Origin of the sequence: Eikenella corrodens, from assembly GCF_003990355.1 — a bacterium.
Taxonomy (GTDB): domain Bacteria; phylum Pseudomonadota; class Gammaproteobacteria; order Burkholderiales; family Neisseriaceae; genus Eikenella; species Eikenella corrodens_B.
Genome location: NZ_CP034670.1, coordinates 2,006,288 through 2,024,399, shown reverse-complemented (window position 1 = coordinate 2,024,399; position 18,112 = coordinate 2,006,288). Strand labels below are relative to the sequence as shown.

Below are 18,112 nucleotides of genomic sequence, written 5' to 3'. Positions count from 1 at the left end.
TCAGGTAGCCTGCGGTGTTTGTTTGACGATTGGGATAAAGGCTACCTGAAAATGGTTTGGGTGTCGGCATAAGGGCGGCCTGAAGCGTTTCAGACCGTCTTTGTCTGCTATAAAACCAATGTGTGCGGCTTGCCGTGGCTGCGGCTATTGTTTGCGGCCGCCGAAGGCTACGTCTTTGTCAACACCTGCACGGTCAACAATACCGGCCAAGGCTTCCGCGCCGCTGCCGTAGAAGCGGCCGCTGATGTGTTCGTTAGCCTTGCCGTTGTCAAATATGCCGCGAGAATTAATATTGGTGTCGGCAAAGTCAATGCTATCCGAACCGCGCGTCAGATTGCCAATCAAAGAACCTTTACTGCCGCCGTAATTGGCAGTTAATGTGCCGGTGTAGAAGTCGTTCTGACCCGGTGTGTGTTTGTTCACACCCAACACATTGTATTGTGCATTAACCAAATTCGGCATATTGGTGGTTGGGTTGTCGCCCACATACCAAACGGTGCGGCGGCTGTCGCCCATATTCAGGTCGGTGCTGTTTTGCGGCGGGTTGCCGGCGCGCGGCGCCCATTCGCCGAAGAACACGTTGCCGTCGCTGCCGTTCATACCCGGCACCTTGGCGATGACCAGGCCGCCGAATTTGGGTGCGGCAGGAATGGCCGGGTTGGCCATCTGGCGCACGCTGTGCACTTCGGTGTTGTTGTGGCGGTTTTCATACCACACCTGACCCAGTTTGGGGTTGTAGAACCAGCCGATAACCGGGGCGACATCGCGCAGGGTCAGATATTGCGGATTTCGAGTGCCATTAACGTTGGCATAGGGGTCAGTACCGTTAATTGGTATCGGTGTCTTATTGCGGTCATTATATTTGGCGCGGATATGTTGTACCGGACCTTTTTCCAGATTGATACTGGTTGACCAGTGGTTGCCGCTGGTGAAGCGCAAACCGGCCTCGCCGGCTCCGAAAGGCAGTGCCTCCGACATACCGGGGTCTACATTATCCAGCTCGGAAGAACCGCCGTATTCTCGGATACCGGGTGCTGCCACAGCCACACCGAAAACGCCGCACAGCAATACGGCCAACAGGGTTTGATTACGCATAGACATAATTGTCTCCTTATAAAAAGTGATTAAACGAGAAGCCCCGTTTTGTTGCCGCCCGAAGGCGGAAAAAACGGTAAAAACCATTGCCCCAAAAGGCGGGGGTGGTTGGGTTTGTGTTGTTCCGTGATGCGTCTGTATCGTTATCTTTCTGCCGGCCTGTTTTCGGCCGGTGTGCCGGTCAGGCTACCTGAAAATTCCGGCTGTATAGCAAACGGTGTTTTTCAGGTAGCCTTGATGGCTAGAATTTGGCGGTGAGGCCGAAGGTAACCGTTCTGCCCGGCCCGGGGGCGGGCACGTTGGACATCGGGTCGAGATAGTAGCGGTTGGTCAGGTTGGTGATACCGAGATTCACACCCAAGTTTTTATGCAGCTGATAGCGGCCATAGACATCCCAAGTTAAAGATGGGCGCCAATGGTAAGGCTTGCCGCTGGTGTTGAAAATATAGCCCAATTCTTTTTGTAACAGGGCGTCGTATTGCTTGGTATTGACGCTGCTATGGTAGATGCCGCGTAGGCCGAGTTCAAGCCGTTCGCCCAGCAGGCGCACACCGGCATCCAGATTAATCGAATATTTCGGCTGCAAGGCCTGATAGCCGCGCGTGCTGCCGTAGCCGCCTTCGATGCAGACCGGCACGCCTTTGTAGCCGTAGGGGTCGAAATCAAAAGCCATATCGCGGTCGCACATCTGCTGTTTCAGGCGGTAGGTGGCGCCGAGGGAGGCGAAGAAACGGCCGGTATCGATACGGCTCTGCCATTCCAGCCCGGCGGTGTCTTTGCGGTCGTATTGGGTGGTGCGGAAATAATCGGTGGTTTCGATTACGTTTTCAATCCGGTTGCGGTAGTAGGTGAGGCGGATATCGCCGGCGCGCAACTTGCTCCAATAGGGGGCGAAATCAAAGCTGTAGCCGATTTCCCAGCTGCGGCTGCGTTCGGGTTTGAAGCGGAAAGTCGGCGCTGTCGGCTTGCCGACATAAGCCACATCATTATAAAAACTGCCAACCTCATACACACTGGGGAAGCGGGTCATCTGTGCGTAGCGTGCGAACAAGCGGCTGTTGTCGGTTAAATCGTAGCTGACGGCAATGGTCGGCGCCCAGGCATGCGCCCGTATCGGTTTGGGCATTGCCCAGTATTGCTCTTCGGTGTATCTGCGGGTCACTATGCCTTGGCCCAAGCCCGGGACTAGTGTGCCTTCACCGCTATCGCTTAATTTACGCCGAAGCATGGCACAGCCCGGGATGTCTTTCTCGCAACCGTAATAACCTGAGGCATAGGGAGAGCGGTCTCCGTGCAGCCAATAACGGTTGTAGCTGCCGTTTAATCCCTGCGGGTTGTCTGTTTTTTCTTCAAACATACCGGAATGATAGTGTTGTTCCCATACGCGGCTGTCCAGCTTGCCGTTGACATAAGGAACAAAAACCGGGCGCATCCGATATAGGGGAGAGTTGTGGTTGGAAGGCAAAGGCAATTGCCAATCGTAATAGTAGGCATACCCATTGCTATCGATACGACGGTAGCTGTCTGTATAGTATTCATCGCTGCCGTCATCGTATTTCGGCAGATTATATTTGGCACCGTGCACCCGCTCTGCCTGCTCGGCGGCGGCAATGGCGGCGGCATCGCCGGATAGACGGGCCTGACGGCGCTGTTCGGCCACCGCATCCCAGTCGCGCTGTTCCTGATCGCTTACCAATTCCATATAAGGTAGATAGGCCCCCGCCCTATATATGCTGTTCCCTCCTGGCCCGCCCGATAGCGCGGATCGCGCCGTGCGCGGCCTTCGGCCAGGGCGGTATCGAAGCCCCTGAAATTGTGGTAGCGGATGCCGGCGGAGATTTTCAGGCGGTCGGTGGCCTGCCAGTCGAACACCAGGTTCGTCCCCCATTCGCGCCGCTCGCCGCCGCGCGGGCCGGCCAGCTTGGTCATGCCGGTGGCCATGCCGGCCAGGTTGAACAGGTCTTTTGAATTGACGATTTCCACTTCTTCCTCCAGCTTTTCTTTCTGATAGTCGGCGGACAGGGTCATGCTCAGGCGCGGATGCGGGCGGAAGCGGTTACTGATATCGAATCCGGTGCGGCTGACGCTGGTTTTCTGCTCGGCGCCGGAGAGTACGCGGAACCGCCCGTTGTCGTTGGGCAGCAGCCGCATCACTTCTTCTTTGCTCATGCCGCTGATGCCGAAATCGTCCAGCAGCTCGTTGCAGTCGGCGTAGGAGTCGGCTTGCTCGGGCGGCAGCTGGCCGCGCCGGTTGCACCAATGCCAGGCATCGTAATACAGATCGCGCCCGGCGACAGACAATTCCATGCCGCCGCTCTGGTGGCGGGTGCTGTCGGTTTTGATGCGCCACAAATTGGTTTGCAGATCGAGCCAGCGGCTGCCTTCGGGCTTCCAGCCCCAGCCGAGTTTGTAGGTGTCGGTGCGGATGGTGGAATCGATGCTCTGCACCTGCGGCGACAGTGCTTTGGGGCGGCTGCTCGGGTTGTGTTCCTCCATATTCATCACATAGGTGGTGTGGAAGGGGTTGATTTCGCCGAAGCGCACGTCGGTGCGCATATACTGCCAGCCGAGGTTGTGGCTGTCGGGCAGGTGCCAGTTGTTTTTCAACAGCAGGGTTTTGGTTTCGGTGTTGCTGTTGATCACTTCCACGCCGGGGTGGTAGATGCGCGCCATATTCGGAATAAAGGTGGCGGAGTTTTTGCAGTTGAAATCGCTGCCGCCTTGGTCGTAGCAGCGTTGCAGGTCGTATACCGGATTATTCAGGTAGCCTTCCGCCCCCTTGGTGCCGGCAAAGTAGTTGCCTTTGTTGCGGTAGCTGTAGGCGGCTAGGCCGTCTGAAAGTTCGGTTTTGAAGGCGGCGGCGGCCATATAACTGCGGTCGCCGCCGAAGCGCCAATTGTCGCGGCCGCTTTTGTGTGCGGGTGGGGCGAGGCCGTCGGCCACCAGTGCCTGCGGGCTTTGCTGGCCGGTCAGCGGGTCGGAACCGCCGCCCGCGCCGTCGGCGGTGGCGCCGAAGGGCAGGGTGCGGTAGTCTTCCCAGCCCAGCCATTGGTTGAGGTCGTTGGCCGGGCGGCGGCTGTTGTTGGAAAACTCGCTTTTGAATTGGAAGCCCCAGCGTTCGCCTTCGGGCACGATGTCTTGGGCTTCGATGGTGCGGATGGTTACCGCGCCGCCGACGCCGGATTTCACGCCGCGTGTGAGCGCCGGGCTTTTTTCCACGGCGATGCTGCGGAACAGGGCGGGGTCGAGGTAGTTGCGGTCGCCCACGCCGTAGTTGTTCATCCATACGTCTACGGTTTGTTCGGTGCCGTCTACGGTAACGGGGATGCGGCCCTTGCCGGTGATGCCGCGTATGTTGGGCGTAATCGCGCCGCCGGCGGTACGGGTGTTCATGTTGTACACGCCGTTCAGGCCTTTGAGCACGTCGCCGGCAGCATTGACTTGGAAACGCTCGAGATATTCGCGCCCGACGTAAACATTGGACACGTTCTTGCGGTATACGTCGTCGGCGCCGCGCTGGTCGGGACGGCGGCCTCGGATTTCGATGGTTTCGAGTTCTACGGTAGGCGGCGTACTGTCATTCTTGGCAACGGCAGAATCGGCTACAGCCTGCATATGGGCAAAGGCACTGGTCAGCAGCACGACCAACAGCTTAGGGCAAAAAGATTGGGTTGTCATGATTGTCATATATAAGGGAAGAGAAGCGGAAGGAAGATTAAATTCCCTATTGTTTATAGGGAATTATCTAGATGATGCGGTACGCAGACAATAACAGAAATAGGAACTGTTTTCAATAATGTAGCCAATCGTTGTTGCCTGCCGGTTGCTGCTGTGCTTGGCTGTTTTCAGGTAGCCCTTGTGTGGCATACCGGAACGACAGATGGCATGGGGGGATTGAGCCGCTATCTCTTAATAATGTTTGTTGCAAGCCATTCTTGTGCAGGCTACCTGAAGGTTAAGCATAATACAGTTTGCCTTGGCATTATGGCCAACCGGGAAAAAGGCTCTTGGATTCGGATTTCAAGTGCAACACTCGGATAAGCGGCAATCGGCGTGTGTGGGCCGGATTTCATCATCTGGCCCACACACGCCGATTTTTGTTTTCAGGTAGCCTCTTTAGAAGGCCGTCTGAAACGGCCGATGTTTACTTATCCAGCCGCTTCAATTGCTTGGCGGCATATTTGTTGCCTGCCTCGGCGGCACGGCGGTAGTAGCGGACGGCTTTTTTCAGACGGCCTGCATCTTCATAGAGAACGCCGAGATTGGATAAGGCAAGGATACTGCCCGCGCGGGCGGCGAGTTTGTACCATTTTTTCGCTAGGCTTTTGCTGCGGCGCACGCCTTTGCCGTTGTAGTAGAGGAAGCCCATGTTGTTGCAGGCGGTGGCATCTGCCTGCAGGGCGGCGCGGGCGTACCATTTGCGGGCTTTGGCATGGTTTTCGGGCAGGCCGAGGCCTTTTTCGTACAGGTAGCCGAGGGTGCGTTGGGCATCGGCGTGGCCGTTTTTGGCGGTGCGGCGGTAGAGCCGGCAGGCGGCCTGGATGTCTTTTTTGCCGCCCAGGCCTTTTTCATATAGATAACCGAGGCGGTAGGCGGCATTGGGGGCGTCGCTGCTGCGTTGGGCGGCGGCGCGTGCATACCATTTGCGGGCGCGGCGGTAGTCGGGCTTTTCTGCAAATTCGTATAGGCAGCCGAGGGCTTCCTGTGCTTCGGCGTGGCCGAGTTTGGCGGCACGGCGGTAATATTTTTCGGCTTTTGCGGGGTTTGGTTTGACACCGTAACCGTACTGGCGGGCGCGGCCGAGGCCGAACCAGCTGTCGGGACAGCCTTTTTTGGCGAGTTGGCGGTATGTGCGGTAGGCGGCGCGGGCTTCGGCCGGGTCGGCGGTTAAGGAGGCGTAAAAGAGGTATTCGAGCAGGGCGGCGCGGTAGAGGGATTTAGGATTCATGGTTTCTGCCTTTCTGGGGGTTTTAGACGGCTGCTGTGCAGAACCGTTTAAAAAATGTATTTGGCTTGCAGTGCGCTTTTTGAATGGTTTTCTAGGAAGTTTTCTCGGTATCGGCTGAGCGTGCTGCGGTTGATGGCAGAGTATTGCTCGCCGCTTGTGCCGTCGTTTTCCCATTGGCAAATCGGGCAAACAGCGTAATCAACCGGAGGGCTGAGGGAATAAAACGAGCAGCAGGAGCAGGATGATAAGGCTTGTTTTTCATTGCCGGTTACTTGAAATTCGTTTTGAGTATGCCGTTTTAATTCTGCAGCCAGGTATTTGTTGTTGAAGATTTGATATTGGTCTGCCAAACCGATAAGGACGATGGGGCGGAAAAAATCTGTGTATTCGCTTAGATTTTCGGCTTCATGGTTGGCTAGAAAGGATTTTAATTCGTGGCCAATGCTAAAATCTTCAAACGAACACCAATAATCCACAACTAGGCTGGGCTTTTGTTCGCTGGAGAGTTGGCTCATTTCGTATTCAGCCAGCAGGCGCCGGGCTTGTTCGCGGTCTATTAGCATGCGGGAAATCACTTTTGAGTGTGTTGGTACCGGATGACAACGCTACTTATCTTTTCATTTCATTGGTAATGATGTTTTCAGGTAGCCCCAAAGTAAAGGCTACCTGAAAACGTTTGGGCGGCATATGCCTGGGTTTGACTGAAATATTGCGCTGATACCGTCTGGTTTCGCTGCCGCACTATTTTCAGGTAGCCTGATCGGCCAGTACGGCGGCGATGAGCTCTTGGGCGCCGTTGTCGGCCAGTTTTTTGGCGACGGCACGGCCGAGGGCGTCGGCGTATTCATGCGGGGCTTGGGCTTCTTCGCGCAGGATGACGGAGCCGTCGGGATGGCCGACCAAGCCGTGCAGGGTGAGCAAGCCGTCTTGCTCGGTGCAGTAGGCGGCCAGCGGCACTTGGCAGCTGCCGCCCAGCGCGCGGGCGAGGGCGCGTTCGGCGGTAACGCAGGCGGCGGTTTGGGCGTGGTTCAGCGGGGCGAGCAGGGGCAGCAGTTCGCTGCGGTGCGCGGCAATTTCGATACCGAGCGCGCCTTGGCCGGCGGCGGGCAGGCTGTCAGCGGGGGAGAGGGTGTGGCGGATACGCTGGGTGAGACCGAGGCGCTTGAGGCCGGCTTCGGCCAGGATGATGGCGGCGTAGTCGCCCCGATCGAGTTTGGCAAGGCGGGTTTGCACGTTGCCGCGCAAAGGGGCTACCTGAAGCTGCGGGAAACGGGCGCGCAGCTGGGCTTCGCGGCGCATGCTGGACGTGCCGACAATGGTGCCGGCGGGCAGGTCTTCAAGCCGCCGGTAGTCGTTGGAAACGAAGGCGTCAAACGGGCTTTCGCGTTCGCAGACGGCGGCCAAGGCAAAGCCTCCGGGCAATACCATCGGCACGTCTTTGATGGAGTGCACGGCAAGGTCGGCGCGACCGTCGGATAGAGCTTGTTCGAGCTCTTTCACAAACAGGCCTTTGCCGCCGATTTTGGAGAGGGTTTTATCGAGGATACGGTCGCCTTGGGTGGTGAGGCCGAGGATGGATACTTCGCAGTCGGGGTAGAGCGCGCGCAGGCGGGATTGGATGTGTTCGGCCTGCCACATGGCGAGGGCGCTTTCGCGGCTGGCGATAACGAGTTTTTGCGGAATCATTTCAATTAGGAAAACGGAATGGCAAACGGCGGGCAGTCTATCATGAAACGGCGGCGTGTTTGTGGGCGTTTTGCGCTGCCCGCTATATAATCCGTCTATCGTACAACCACTTCGGGCTACCTGAAAAATGAAACGCCATCCCCTGCTGATTCCGCTGTCGCAAGACCATCACCATTCGCTGGCCATGTGTGCCCGCATCCTGCGCGACCCTGCCGCCGACCACCGTGCCGATTTTGCCAAGCAGAAAGATGATTTGCTGGCGCATTTTGCCGATGAGGAAACGCTGTTTGCGCCATGGTGGGACAAATTGGCGCAGCCGGAAATGCAGCGGCGTTTCGAGGATGAACATGCGCTGTTGCGACGAATGCTGGCTGCGCCCGAGTTTGACAATCCCGATTGGATGAAGGTTTTTGCCGAAACCCTGCGCGGCCATGCGCGTTTTGAAGAGCGCGAGCTGTTTCAGGCGTTTCAGGAAATCTTTGGGGAAGAGGGAGAGGCTACCTGAAAATATTGTGCGGCTTGCCCAATAGAATTTCAGGTAGCCTTTTGGTGGTTATATCATTTGAAAAACAAAGGCAAACAGTCGATATGGCTGTTTGCCCTTTATTGTGCACCGATATGCTCCTAGGCTGCCGGTTGGTCGTGCAGAGTGGCTGCGTAGAAGGTGTTTTCCAGCAGGGTGGCAATGGTCATCGGGCCTACGCCGCCGGGGACAGGAGTAATCATGGAAGCGCGTTCTTTGGCGGCTTCAAAATCCACATCACCACAGAGCGTACCGTCTGCCAACCGGTTGATGCCCACATCCACCACCACGGCGCCGGGTTTAATCCAGCTGCCCTGAATCAGCTTGGGCTTACCCACGCCCACCACCACTACATCGGCTTCAGAAACTTCGTCTTCCAAACTCGCAGTAAAGCGGTGGCATATGGTAACCGTGGCACCGGCCAGCAGCATTTCCAGCGCCTGCGGGCGGCCGACAATATTGGATGCGCCCACGATCACGGCTTTCTTGCCGCGCAGCTCCACGCCGTAAGTTTCCAATAAGGTCATCACGCCCTTGGGGGTGCATGGGCGCATCAGCGGCATTTTCACGACCAGGCGGCCAACGTTATAGGGGTGGAAGCCGTCCACGTCTTTATTAGGCTGGATACGCTCGATAACTGATTGGCTGTTAATGTGTGCCGGCAAGGGCAGCTGCACCAAAATACCGTCCACATCGGGAGCGGCATTGAGTTCGTCAATCAGTTGCAGCAGTTCTTCTTCGCTAGTAGAAGCCGGCAATTCGTAGGAACGGGAGTCGAAATTAGCCTTTTCACAGGCAATTTTTTTGTTGTTCACATACACAACACTGGCAGGATCGCTACCAACCAGCAAAACAGCCAAACACGGGGGGCGCAAGCCTTGTTTGCGCCGCTCGACCACTTTGTCGGCAAGTTTCAGCAGACGTTCGTTAGCAACGGCTTTACCATCGAGAATCTGGGCTGTCATAGGCTGTTCCTTTTCTGTCGGGTTGGGTGGAGAAGTAAACTGGACGGGCTGGATGGCTGCCTCGGGTAAAAATTAAATCATGTATTAATCTTTTATGCAGCAACATATGCTACAGCCGACTATTTTGCTGAGATTTCAACGCTTGTTGGCTTGGCAATTATAGCATGTTGTTCATAACACTTTTAGGTTGGAAGAGGCTTTGGCCATGTTAAGCTTCTTATGCATATATGCACTGATGATTTGTAAGCAGGTCTTCAATTAACATGCTGTTATTTAGCATGAAACCATACAAATAAATCAAAACTGATATTTAATTTTGCATTACTTGCTTGACAGGGTAAAAGCAGTATGAGTAGAATTCGCCTTTCTTATCGGGGCGTAGCGCAGTCTGGTTAGCGCATCTGCTTTGGGAGCAGAGGGTCGTGAGTTCGAATCCCACCGCCCCGACCAAAGTTCTCCGAAAAATTGTGAACGACAGGATAGGTAGAGCGCCCGTAGCTCAACCGGATAGAGCACCCGCCTTCTAAGCGGGCGGTTACAGGTTCGATTCCTGTCGGGCGCGCCATAAAGTTTTATGGTGGCTGTAGCTCAGTTGGTAGAGCCCCGGATTGTGATTCCGGTTGTCGTGGGTTCGAGCCCCATCAGCCACCCCAAATTGAAACCCGTATGCCTCGGCATACGGGTTTTTTATATCCCAAACTCACTTCCAAGTTATTGAATCTTCTTTTTCAGGTAGCCTGTGTTCACTGTGTGAAATATTGCACACATACCAAGCTACAATCACCACACTCTACTCAGCAAATGCTTGCTTACGTTGTATTTTGCCGATATAATGCCGCGTTTTTCACCCCTTGCCCGCTGTTTCCGCATGACGGCGGGCTGTATTTAGCCATAAGGAGATAACATGCGTCATTACGAGATTGTATTCATCGTTCATCCCGACCAGAGCGAGCAAGTGCCCGCCATGGTTGAACGCTACAAAACCTTGATTACCGAGTCTGGCGGCCACATTCACCGCTTGGAAGACTGGGGTCGCCGCCAGTTGGCTTATCCCATCAACAAGCTGCACAAAGCACACTACGTGCTGATGAATATCGAATGCACCCCGGCTGCCATCGAAGAGTTGGAAACCGGTTTCCGCTTCAACGACGCCGTATTGCGCCACCTGACCATCAAAATGGACGAAGCCGTTACTGAGGCTTCTCCCATGATGAAGGAAGAAAAATCCAAAAACCTGCTGAACGGCCAGCCTCAGGAAGAAGCTGCCGCCGAAGCCTAAGCGTGAGATTTTGAACAATACTGTAAGCCTTACCGCCCGCATCAAAGATGCCGACACCTTGCGCTACACCCCGGCCGGCACAGCCGTATTGGGATTGATGTTAGAGCATGAATCGTGGCAAACCGAAGCAGGCGAACCCTATTTGGCCCGGTTTGAACTCCAGGCGAAATTAATCGGCGAACAGGCAAAACTCTGGCAACACAAAGCAGGCAGTATGGTGGATATATCCGGATTTCTTGCAGCTTACAGCCAAAAATACCGCCGCCCCATATTGCATATACAGACAATTATTGAAAATAAAGGTTGAATGAGATGGCTCGTCAAACATTTAAACGTAGAAAATTCTGCCGTTTTACTGCAGAAGGCATCAAACAAGTAGATTACAAGTCAGTTGATTTACTGAAAGATTTCATTTCTGAAAACGGCAAAATCATCCCCGCCCGCATTACCGGCACCAAAGCTCACTATCAGCGCCAGCTGTCTGTGGCCGTAAAACGCGCCCGTTTCCTGGCTCTGCTGCCCTACACCGACCAACACAAATAATTAACGGAGAATTTATATTATGCAAATCATTCTGTTAGAAAAAATTGGCGGCTTGGGTAATCTGGGCGATGTAGTAACCGTAAAAAACGGCTATGCCCGCAACTTCCTGATTCCGCAAGGTAAAGCCAAACGCGCAACCGAAGCTGCCCTGGCCGATTTCGAAGCCCGCCGTGCAGAGCTCGAAGCCCGTCAGGCTGAAATCCTGGCCGATGCACAGGCCCGTCAAGCCAAATTGGAAGGCCAAACCATCACCATCGCCCAAAAAGCCGGCGTGGACGGCCGTCTGTTTGGCTCTGTAACCAACGCCGACATCGCCGAAGCCATCCGTGCATTTGGTGTGGAAGCTGCTAAAGCCAACGTACGCCTGCCCAATGGCCCGTTCAAAGCAGTTGGCGAATACGCAATCGAAATTGCCCTGCATACCGATGCCGTGGCCAATATTACTGTGGTTGTTGTACCGACCGCAGAATAAGTCTGCATTGTTGTCTGCAGCATCAAAAAGGCTACCTGAATATTTCAGGTAGCCTTTATTTTATGGCTGAGGGATGAAGAAATTTTATAGTGAATTAACAAAAACCAGTACAGCATTGGCTCGCCTTGCCGTAACGTGTGTACTGCCTGCGGCTCGCCGCCTTGTACTGATTTTTGTTAATCCACTATAATTCGCTACAGCGGTTATGTTCATAAGAAGCTATCCGGTGAGATGGCAATGGAATATGGTGGGGAGCTTAGCGAGACGTTGATTTCTTCATGATTTCTTTCTCTGATGCTATTGCCCTCTGCCGTATTTCTATGCTGCCTATGATTGCAGTTGACTCTCGATGTCTATTGGGTAAGGCTAGAGTTGATGCAATAAGCAGGCTACCTGAAAACGAAGCGCGGCGCAGTGTCTGCAACGCTAAAATTTTCAGGTAGCCTTTTCTCTATCCTACGGTTTAGGCAGCGTTTAAATCAAAGCCGCTATGGCGGAGTAGGGCGTCGATGCTGGGGGCGCGGCCGCGGAAGGCTTGGAAAGATTCGGCGGCGCTGCGCGAGCCGCCCACGGCGAGGATTTCCTGCCAGAAGCGGCGGCCGCATTCGGCCACATTGCCGCTTTCTTCAAATGCGGCGTAGGCGTCGGCGCTGAGCACTTCGGCCCAGGCATAGCTGTAGTAGCCGGCCGAGTAGCCGCCGGCGAAGATGTGGCCGAAACTGTTGGCGAAACGGTTGTAGGCGTGCGGCTGCACTACGGCCACTTCGCGGCGCACGCTGTCTAACACTTGAGCCCAGCCGGAAAGACGGGCGGGATCGGTTTCGCTGTAAATCAGCATGTCGAACAAGGCGAATTCCATTTGGCGCACGAGGAACATGCCGCGCTGGAAGTTTTTGGCGGCGAGCATCTTGTCGAACAATTCCTGCGGCAGCGGTGCGCCGTTGTCTTCATGCTCGGACATGCCGCGCAGTACATCGTATTCCCACACGAAGTTTTCCATAAACTGGCTGGGTAGCTCTACGGCATCCCATTCCACGCCGTTGATGCCGCTCACGCCCAGTTCGTCCACTTGGGTGAGCAGGTGGTGCAGGCCGTGGCCGGTTTCGTGGAAAAGGGTGAGGATTTCATCATGGGAGAGGCGGGCTTCTTTGCCGGCTGCGGGCGGGGTGAAGTTGCACACCAGATAGGCTGTGGGGCTTTGCAGCTGGCCGTTGGGCAGGCGGCGGCGGCCTTTATAGTCGTTCATCCATGCGCCGCCGCGTTTGCCTTCTCGGGCGTACAAATCCATATACACGCCGCCGATGTGCGCGCCGTTTTGCGAGAGCTCGAAATAGCGCACGTCGGGATGCCATACGGGTACGGTTTTTTCAGTGAAATCCACGCCGTAGAGCCGTTTGATTTGGGCGAACAGGCCAAGGAGCACTTTGCCCACGGGGAAATATTTTTTCACTTCGGTTTCGCTGAACGAATATTTGGCCTGGCGCAGTTTTTCGGAGGCGTAGGCCAAATCCCAGGGTTGCGGGTTTTCAATGGCGAGGGTGTCGCGGGCGAAGGCCTGCACGGCGGCAAAGTCCTGCTCGGCGAAGGGTTTGGCACGTTTGGCCAAATCGCGTAGGAAATCCAGCACTTGCGCGGGCGAATCGGCCATTTTGGTGGCCAGCGAAAGCTCGGCGAAGTTGGCATAGCCCAGCAGTTTGGCTTCCTGCAGGGTGATTTCGAGGTGGCGGGTGATGTTGGGGCTGTTGTCGAAACGGCCTTCGTTGGAAAGCTCGCTGGCGCGGGTAACGTAGGCGCGGTATACCTCTTCGCGCAGTTCGCGGTTGTCGGCGTATTGCATCACGGCGAGGTAGTGCGGCATTTGCAGGCCGATTTTGTAGCCGCTTTTGCCTTCGGCCTGCGCGGCGGCGGCAAACATGGCCATGGCGTCTTCAGGTAGCCCGGAGAGCGGCTCGGCATTGTCGAAATAGAGGGCAAAGGCATCGGTGGCATCGAGCACGTTTTGTGAGAATTTGGCGGCCAGCTGGGCGCCTTCGGTTTGCAGGGCGGCGAATTCGGCCTGTTTTTCGGGCGGCAGCTCGGCGCCGCTGAGCACGAAATCGCGCAGGTCGTGGTTGAGCTTGGTTTGCTGTGCCGGGCTTAGGGCGGCGAATTCGGGGGAGCTTTTGATGGTTTTGAAGCGCTGGTAGAGCTCGATGTCTTGGCCGATTTCGGTGAAGAATACGGTGATTTCCGGCATTAGCTCGTTATACACGGCGCGCAGTTCGGGGGTGTCGGCCACGGAATTGAGGTGCGATACCACGCCCCAGATGCGGCCGACGCGCTCGGTGATGTCGGTGAGTTTTTCCACGGTATTGGCCCAGGTGGCCTCGCTTTGAGCCTTGACGGCAGCAATGCCGGCCCTGGCTTCGGCAAGGGCGGATTCGAGGGCAGGGCGGATGTGGGCGGTTTGGATTTGGTCGAAACGCGGCTCTTCGCCGAGTTGGAGCAGGGGATTCACGGGTTGTCCTTTGATGATGGGGGGATGATACGGGTAAATAGGGGCAGGGCGGGTTTTCACAAGGGCAGGGGCAGTGTTAATTGGTGTTTTCAGGTAGCCTGGGTTTGAGGCAGCTTGAGGCTACCTGAAAATAAGTATAGTGAATTAACAAAAACCAGTACAGCGTTGTCTCGCCTTGCCGTACTATAGTCAATTAAAATCAAAATAGGACAGTAGCGCATCGTCAAATCGGGCGTAATCAGACAATACGGTTCGCAGATACCGCTTAATATTCGCCCACACCTTCTCAATCGGGTTGGGCTCAGGTGAATAAGGTGCAAGAGGCAATACCTTATGTCCCAATTTTTCCGCCATTTCCCGTAAGACACCCATACGGTGAAATCGTGCATTATCTAAAATAATCACCGATTTTTGAGTCAATGCGGGCAGCAGGCATTGCTGAAACCACGCTTCAAAAAAGACTCCGGTCATCGTATTTTGATAAACCATCGGAGCAATCAGCCGGTTGCCGACTTGTGCGGACACCAGAGATAAGCGTTGGTATCTTTTTCCACTTATCTGCGCTTTCACTATTTGCCCTTTCAGGCTGCGGGCATAGGGACGGAACAGGTAGCGGTCAAATCCTGTTTCATCCAAATAAACACGTTGGTAGTCGGAAAATTCGGCCAGCTGTGTCAAATAATGCGTTACTGTGGCCGGGTCTTGTTCTTTGTAAGCGGTGGTCTTTTTTTGCGCGTCATCCCCATCTGTTTGAGCGCATAGCAAACGGCGGCTGCCGTACAATCAAAATGTTTGGCGATTTCATGCAGATAGGCATCCTGGTGTTGCCCAACATATTGAGCCGGTTTTTGCCTATCCAATTTGACGGCGTTTAGACCGGTAACTTGATGTTTTAGGCTGCCTGTTTGTTTTTTAAGGCGAATCCACAGGTAAAGCGTGTTTCTTGACAAGTGAAACGTTGCTGCGGTTCGGCTGATGTTTTTGCATTGTTCGTAATAGTTTAAGGGGCTGACGTAGATTAGCAGTTATGCTAGGCTACGAGGATGAAGATAACCAATTGTAAATTAAGCAAGAGAGTTCAAAAGAAACTGCTTGAATTTTTTGTGCTCCAAGTTATCGCTCGTTCCGCTGCCGATATTTTAGACATTCAGCCCAACTCCGCCATTCTGTTCTACCGTAAAATCCGTATGGTCATCAGCCATTATTTAGCCTTGGCTGCCGATGAGGTTTTCGAGGGGCCTGTCGAGTTGGACGAAAGCTATTTCGGCGGACGGCGTAAAGGCAGACGTGGTCGCAGTGCGGCAGGAAAAGTGGTTGTCTTTGGCATCCTGAAACGCAACGGACGGGTCTATACCGTTGTGGTGGATAATGCCAAGTCTGAAACGTTACTCCCTGTCATTAAAAAGAAAATCATGCCGGACAGTATTGTTTATACCGATAGTCTGGGCAGCTACGACAAGTTGGATGTGAGCGGCTTTATCCATTACCGCATCAACCATTCCAAGGAATTTGCAGACCGCCAGAACCACATCAACGGCATTGAGAATTTTTGGAATCAGGCAAAACGCGTCTTGCGCAAATACAACGGAATCAACCGCAAATCTTTCCCGCTGTTCTTGAAAGAATGCGAATTTCGGTTTAACTTCGGCACACCGTCCCGGCAGCTTCAAACCCTGCGGGATTGGTGTGGAATTTAGAGCTAATCTACGTCAGCCCCTAGTTTAAAGCTTTGTTTCTTAAGTCCGCAGAATATGCCATGGTTAGACCTTCAAAGTTAAGTATTGTACTATTTTGTTTTTAATTGACTATAGTACGGCAAGGCGAGCCAACGCTGTACTGGTTCTTGTTGATTCACTATAAATCATCGGCAATCATGGAGCTAACCGTTTACCTCAACTTCTCCCTCGCTGCTCAATCTTCCGTTGCCAAGCGGCAAACTATCCATAAAATCCAGCAAAGTTTGCAGCCGTATCATGGTGAGGCAATGACAGAAGAGGGTGGGTTTGTCGTGAAATTGAATGCGCCAAATTGGCCGCAGGGCGTGTTTCATCTGTTGGATTTCGCCCAACAGTTGGGGCGGCATTGGGTGGTGGGCGGCAATATTCGGCACGGGTTGGACGCATTTAGCAGCGAGATATGCATCACAGGCGTGGCGGCTGCAAGCATGATGTGTGAGAATCCGTTTGGTGCGACCCGGATGCCGCTGCAGTATGAAGCATGATGGATTGCGGAGTTGCCGCAATTTTGAGCATATTATTTTGTTTTGTATGATGTTATGAGCAATCCCGCTCTGCGTGTCGACCGCCTGGGCTCAGGCTGGATGGTGGTTTCCGCCGCCCTGTTTGCCCTGATGGGCGCGTTTGCCAAAGCCGCCGGCAGCCGTTTCGGCTTCAGCTTCAACGAGCTGGTGTTTTGGCGCATGTTGTTCGGCCTTTTCGCCATCGGCCTGCCCGAATGGTGGCGCGGGCACGCCTTTCGTACGCCCTATCTGAAATCGCACCTCAACCGCAGCATCACCGGCTCGGTGGCGCTCCTGCTCTCGTTCTTCGCGCTCACCCGCTTGCCGCTGGCCACCGCCATCACGCTCAATTACACCTCTTCGCTGTTTTTGGCCTTGCTCTCTTTCATCTTCCTTAAGGAAAGAATTGCCCCGCTGATGCTGGCCGCGCTCTTGATGGGTTTTGGCGGCATCATTATCCTGCTCCAGCCCACCATTGCCGCCGAGCAGCAGCTTGCCGGCCTCATCGGCCTGATTTCCGGCGTGTGTTCCGGCTGGGCATATTTGCAGGTGCGTGAACTCTCGCAGTTGGGCGAACCCAGCTGGCGCGTGGTGTTCTACTTCTGCTGCGTGGCCACCGCCATGTCGGGCACATTGGCCTGCATCAACGGCTGGCAGCTGCCCACCGCCCAATCGCTGCCCTATCTGCTCGGCCTGGGTGCCGCCGGTACGCTCGGCCAGCTGGCGATGACCCGTGCCTACCAAGTGGGGCGCAAGCTCACCGTGGCTTCGCTGGCCTACCTCACCGTGGTGTTTTCCACCCTGCTGGGCATTTTCTGGCTGGGCGACAGCACCAGCTGGCACGAAATCATCGGTATGTTGGTGATTGTAGGCGCCGGTGTATTGGGCAGCTTTGCCAAGGGCAAATAGGGGGCTTAAAGGCTACCTGAAAGCAAGGCGAACAATTTATCCACTGTATTTAAAGGAGAGAATTATGATCAACAGCATGACCGGTTTTGCCAACGGCAGTGCCGAACATGGCAGCAAACGCCTGTATATCGAACTGCGCGCGGTCAACCACCGCTATCTCGACATCCAATTCAAAATGCCCGAAGACCTGCGCCACCTCGAAGGCGCATTGCGCGAAGCCGTATCCGCCCACGCCGCGCGCGGCAAAATCGAATGCCGCATCCAGCTGCACCACGGCGATCAGACCGGCGGCGAGCAAGAATTGCGGCTGAACAAAAAATTGGTTGCCCGGCTGGCTAAAATCAACAAGAAAATCTGTGAGAGACATCCCGATATTCAACGTTTGGGTGTAGCCGACATCCTCGCTTTCCCCGGCGTGCTGGCTGCTCCGGTGGAAGAAACCGGCGATTTAGACGAAGCCGTGCTGCAGCTCATCAACGAAGTGCTGCTTGCCTTCAACCAAGCCCGCAGCCGCGAGGGCGAGCAGTTGCAGCAACACCTGCTGCAGCGTTTGCAACAAATGGAGCAAATTCTGGACGCTTTGGCCGCCGCTTTCCCGCAGCTGCTGCAACAGCATATGGACAAAGTGCGCCAGCGGTTGCGCGAAGCGGTGGGCGACGTGGAAAACGACCGCCTGCAGCAAGAGTTTGCCCTGTTTATGCAGAAGGCAGATGTGGATGAAGAATTCAGCCGCCTGCGCACCCACATCGCCGAAGTGCGCCGCATCGTGAGTAGCCAGCCCAAAGGCAGCATCGGCAAGCGCCTGGATTTCCTGATGCAGGAACTCAACCGCGAAGCCAATACGCTGGGCAGCAAATCCATTGCCGCCGAATGCACCCAGGCTTCGGTGGAACTGAAAGTGCTCATCGAGCAGATGCGCGAGCAAGTGCAGAATATCGAGTGATGTCCTGAAGAAT

Annotated in this window: 18 protein-coding genes and 3 tRNA genes; 12 read left to right on the top strand and 9 right to left on the bottom strand. The window is 54.9% G+C overall.

Annotated elements, in window-relative coordinates:
- Window positions 1-144: 144 nt before the first annotated feature.
- The 6 genes from ELB75_RS10175 to hemC form a co-directional block, all read right to left on the bottom strand.
- Window positions 145-1,101: a Slam-dependent surface lipoprotein gene (locus ELB75_RS10175; protein ID WP_126983807.1), complete on the bottom strand. Its 957-nt coding sequence runs from the start codon at window positions 1,099-1,101 to the stop codon at window positions 145-147.
- Between the two features lie 235 nt (window positions 1,102-1,336).
- Window positions 1,337-2,797, bottom strand: coding sequence for a TonB-dependent receptor domain-containing protein (locus ELB75_RS12920; RefSeq protein ID WP_241236072.1), 1,461 nt, complete (start codon window positions 2,795-2,797; stop codon window positions 1,337-1,339).
- The gene (locus ELB75_RS12915; RefSeq protein ID WP_241236071.1) at window positions 2,785-4,773 is read right to left on the bottom strand and encodes a TonB-dependent receptor plug domain-containing protein; all 1,989 of its coding nucleotides are present in this window, start codon (window positions 4,771-4,773) and stop codon (window positions 2,785-2,787) included. Before ELB75_RS12915 ends, ELB75_RS12920 begins: the two co-directional genes overlap by 13 nt.
- Before the next feature lie 466 nt (window positions 4,774-5,239).
- Window positions 5,240-6,043: a tetratricopeptide repeat protein gene (locus ELB75_RS10165; protein WP_126983806.1), complete on the bottom strand. Its 804-nt coding sequence runs from the start codon at window positions 6,041-6,043 to the stop codon at window positions 5,240-5,242.
- 47 nt (window positions 6,044-6,090) lie between these two features.
- Complete coding sequence (locus ELB75_RS10160) at window positions 6,091-6,558, bottom strand: CPCC family cysteine-rich protein (protein WP_206501451.1); 468 nt, start codon at window positions 6,556-6,558, stop codon at window positions 6,091-6,093.
- A 232-nt stretch (window positions 6,559-6,790) separates the two neighbouring features.
- Entirely contained in the window at window positions 6,791-7,729 is a 939-nt protein-coding gene (gene hemC / locus ELB75_RS10155; RefSeq protein WP_126983804.1) for a hydroxymethylbilane synthase, read from the bottom strand.
- A gap of 127 nt (window positions 7,730-7,856) precedes the next feature.
- Between hemC and ELB75_RS10150 the strand changes: the two genes are divergently transcribed.
- A complete protein-coding gene (locus ELB75_RS10150) occupies window positions 7,857-8,234 on the top strand; it encodes a hemerythrin domain-containing protein (RefSeq protein WP_126983803.1) in 378 nt (125 codons plus the stop codon).
- 119 nt (window positions 8,235-8,353) lie between these two features.
- Here the strand turns inward: ELB75_RS10150 and folD are convergent, their stop codons facing one another.
- Window positions 8,354-9,217, bottom strand: coding sequence for a bifunctional methylenetetrahydrofolate dehydrogenase/methenyltetrahydrofolate cyclohydrolase FolD (gene folD, locus ELB75_RS10145; RefSeq protein WP_126983802.1), 864 nt, complete (start codon window positions 9,215-9,217; stop codon window positions 8,354-8,356).
- A gap of 372 nt (window positions 9,218-9,589) precedes the next feature.
- On the opposite strand from folD, the gene ELB75_RS10140 reads away from it, so the two are divergent.
- The 7 genes from ELB75_RS10140 (at window position 9,590) to rplI (ending at window position 11,511) form a co-directional block, all read left to right on the top strand.
- Window positions 9,590-9,667, top strand: a tRNA-Pro gene (locus tag ELB75_RS10140).
- Window positions 9,668-9,705: 38 nt separating this feature from the next.
- Window positions 9,706-9,782, top strand: a tRNA-Arg gene (locus ELB75_RS10135).
- Between the two features lie 12 nt (window positions 9,783-9,794).
- Window positions 9,795-9,870, top strand: a tRNA-His gene (locus ELB75_RS10130).
- A 251-nt stretch (window positions 9,871-10,121) separates the two neighbouring features.
- The gene (rpsF, locus tag ELB75_RS10125) at window positions 10,122-10,496 is read left to right on the top strand and encodes a 30S ribosomal protein S6 (RefSeq protein WP_049259193.1); all 375 of its coding nucleotides are present in this window, start codon (window positions 10,122-10,124) and stop codon (window positions 10,494-10,496) included.
- Window positions 10,497-10,554: 58 nt separating this feature from the next.
- Complete coding sequence (locus ELB75_RS10120) at window positions 10,555-10,803, top strand: primosomal replication protein N (RefSeq protein WP_431306046.1); 249 nt, start codon at window positions 10,555-10,557, stop codon at window positions 10,801-10,803.
- Between the two features lie 5 nt (window positions 10,804-10,808).
- Entirely contained in the window at window positions 10,809-11,039 is a 231-nt protein-coding gene (gene rpsR, locus ELB75_RS10115; protein ID WP_003822340.1) for a 30S ribosomal protein S18, read from the top strand.
- A gap of 19 nt (window positions 11,040-11,058) precedes the next feature.
- Window positions 11,059-11,511: a 50S ribosomal protein L9 gene (gene rplI, locus ELB75_RS10110; protein WP_126983801.1), complete on the top strand. Its 453-nt coding sequence runs from the start codon at window positions 11,059-11,061 to the stop codon at window positions 11,509-11,511.
- A gap of 463 nt (window positions 11,512-11,974) precedes the next feature.
- On the opposite strand, the gene ELB75_RS10105 is transcribed toward rplI, so the two are convergent.
- Window positions 11,975-14,008 carry a M3 family metallopeptidase gene (locus ELB75_RS10105; RefSeq protein ID WP_126983800.1) on the bottom strand — a complete coding sequence of 678 codons (2,034 nt, stop codon included), beginning with the start codon at window positions 14,006-14,008 and terminating at the stop codon, window positions 11,975-11,977.
- A 189-nt stretch (window positions 14,009-14,197) separates the two neighbouring features.
- A protein-coding gene (locus tag ELB75_RS10100) for an IS630 family transposase (RefSeq protein ID WP_241236133.1) occupies window positions 14,198-15,033 on the bottom strand; the annotation gives its coding sequence in 2 pieces (ribosomal slippage) (window positions 14,198-14,730 and window positions 14,730-15,033; 837 coding nt in all).
- A gap of 18 nt (window positions 15,034-15,051) precedes the next feature.
- Here ELB75_RS10100 and ELB75_RS10095 point away from each other — a divergent pair.
- The 4 genes from ELB75_RS10095 (at window position 15,052) to ELB75_RS10080 (ending at window position 18,099) form a co-directional block, all read left to right on the top strand.
- The gene (locus ELB75_RS10095) at window positions 15,052-15,705 is read left to right on the top strand and encodes an IS1595 family transposase (RefSeq protein WP_126983799.1); all 654 of its coding nucleotides are present in this window, start codon (window positions 15,052-15,054) and stop codon (window positions 15,703-15,705) included.
- Window positions 15,706-15,881: 176 nt separating this feature from the next.
- Window positions 15,882-16,229 carry a hypothetical protein gene (locus tag ELB75_RS10090; protein ID WP_126983798.1) on the top strand — a complete coding sequence of 116 codons (348 nt, stop codon included), beginning with the start codon at window positions 15,882-15,884 and terminating at the stop codon, window positions 16,227-16,229.
- 54 nt (window positions 16,230-16,283) lie between these two features.
- The gene (locus tag ELB75_RS10085) at window positions 16,284-17,156 is read left to right on the top strand and encodes a DMT family transporter (protein ID WP_164726879.1); all 873 of its coding nucleotides are present in this window, start codon (window positions 16,284-16,286) and stop codon (window positions 17,154-17,156) included.
- Window positions 17,157-17,220: 64 nt separating this feature from the next.
- Window positions 17,221-18,099, top strand: a complete 879-nt coding sequence (locus tag ELB75_RS10080; RefSeq protein WP_126983797.1) for a YicC/YloC family endoribonuclease — start codon at window positions 17,221-17,223, stop codon at window positions 18,097-18,099.
- Window positions 18,100-18,112 lie beyond the last annotated feature (13 nt).

Bases quoted from the DNA above. Each gene is read 5' to 3' on its own strand.
- ELB75_RS10175 (WP_126983807.1), bottom strand. From the start codon at position 1,101: ATGTCTATGCGTAATCAAACCCTGTTGGCCGTATTGCTGTGCGGCGTT.
- ELB75_RS12920 (WP_241236072.1), bottom strand. From the start codon at position 2,797: ATGGAATTGGTAAGCGATCAGGAACAGCGCGACTGGGATGCGGTGGCC.
- ELB75_RS12915 (WP_241236071.1), bottom strand. From the start codon at position 4,773: ATGACAACCCAATCTTTTTGCCCTAAGCTGTTGGTCGTGCTGCTGACC.
- ELB75_RS10165 (WP_126983806.1), bottom strand. From the start codon at position 6,043: ATGAATCCTAAATCCCTCTACCGCGCCGCCCTGCTCGAATACCTCTTT.
- ELB75_RS10160 (WP_206501451.1), bottom strand. From the start codon at position 6,558: ATGAGCCAACTCTCCAGCGAACAAAAGCCCAGCCTAGTTGTGGATTAT.
- hemC (WP_126983804.1), bottom strand. From the start codon at position 7,729: ATGATTCCGCAAAAACTCGTTATCGCCAGCCGCGAAAGCGCCCTCGCC.
- ELB75_RS10150 (WP_126983803.1), top strand. From the start codon at position 7,857: ATGAAACGCCATCCCCTGCTGATTCCGCTGTCGCAAGACCATCACCAT.
- folD (WP_126983802.1), bottom strand. From the start codon at position 9,217: ATGACAGCCCAGATTCTCGATGGTAAAGCCGTTGCTAACGAACGTCTG.
- rpsF (WP_049259193.1), top strand. From the start codon at position 10,122: ATGCGTCATTACGAGATTGTATTCATCGTTCATCCCGACCAGAGCGAG.
- rpsR (WP_003822340.1), top strand. From the start codon at position 10,809: ATGGCTCGTCAAACATTTAAACGTAGAAAATTCTGCCGTTTTACTGCA.
- rplI (WP_126983801.1), top strand. From the start codon at position 11,059: ATGCAAATCATTCTGTTAGAAAAAATTGGCGGCTTGGGTAATCTGGGC.
- ELB75_RS10095 (WP_126983799.1), top strand. From the start codon at position 15,052: ATGAAGATAACCAATTGTAAATTAAGCAAGAGAGTTCAAAAGAAACTG.
- ELB75_RS10090 (WP_126983798.1), top strand. From the start codon at position 15,882: ATGGAGCTAACCGTTTACCTCAACTTCTCCCTCGCTGCTCAATCTTCC.
- ELB75_RS10085 (WP_164726879.1), top strand. From the start codon at position 16,284: ATGAGCAATCCCGCTCTGCGTGTCGACCGCCTGGGCTCAGGCTGGATG.
- ELB75_RS10080 (WP_126983797.1), top strand. From the start codon at position 17,221: ATGATCAACAGCATGACCGGTTTTGCCAACGGCAGTGCCGAACATGGC.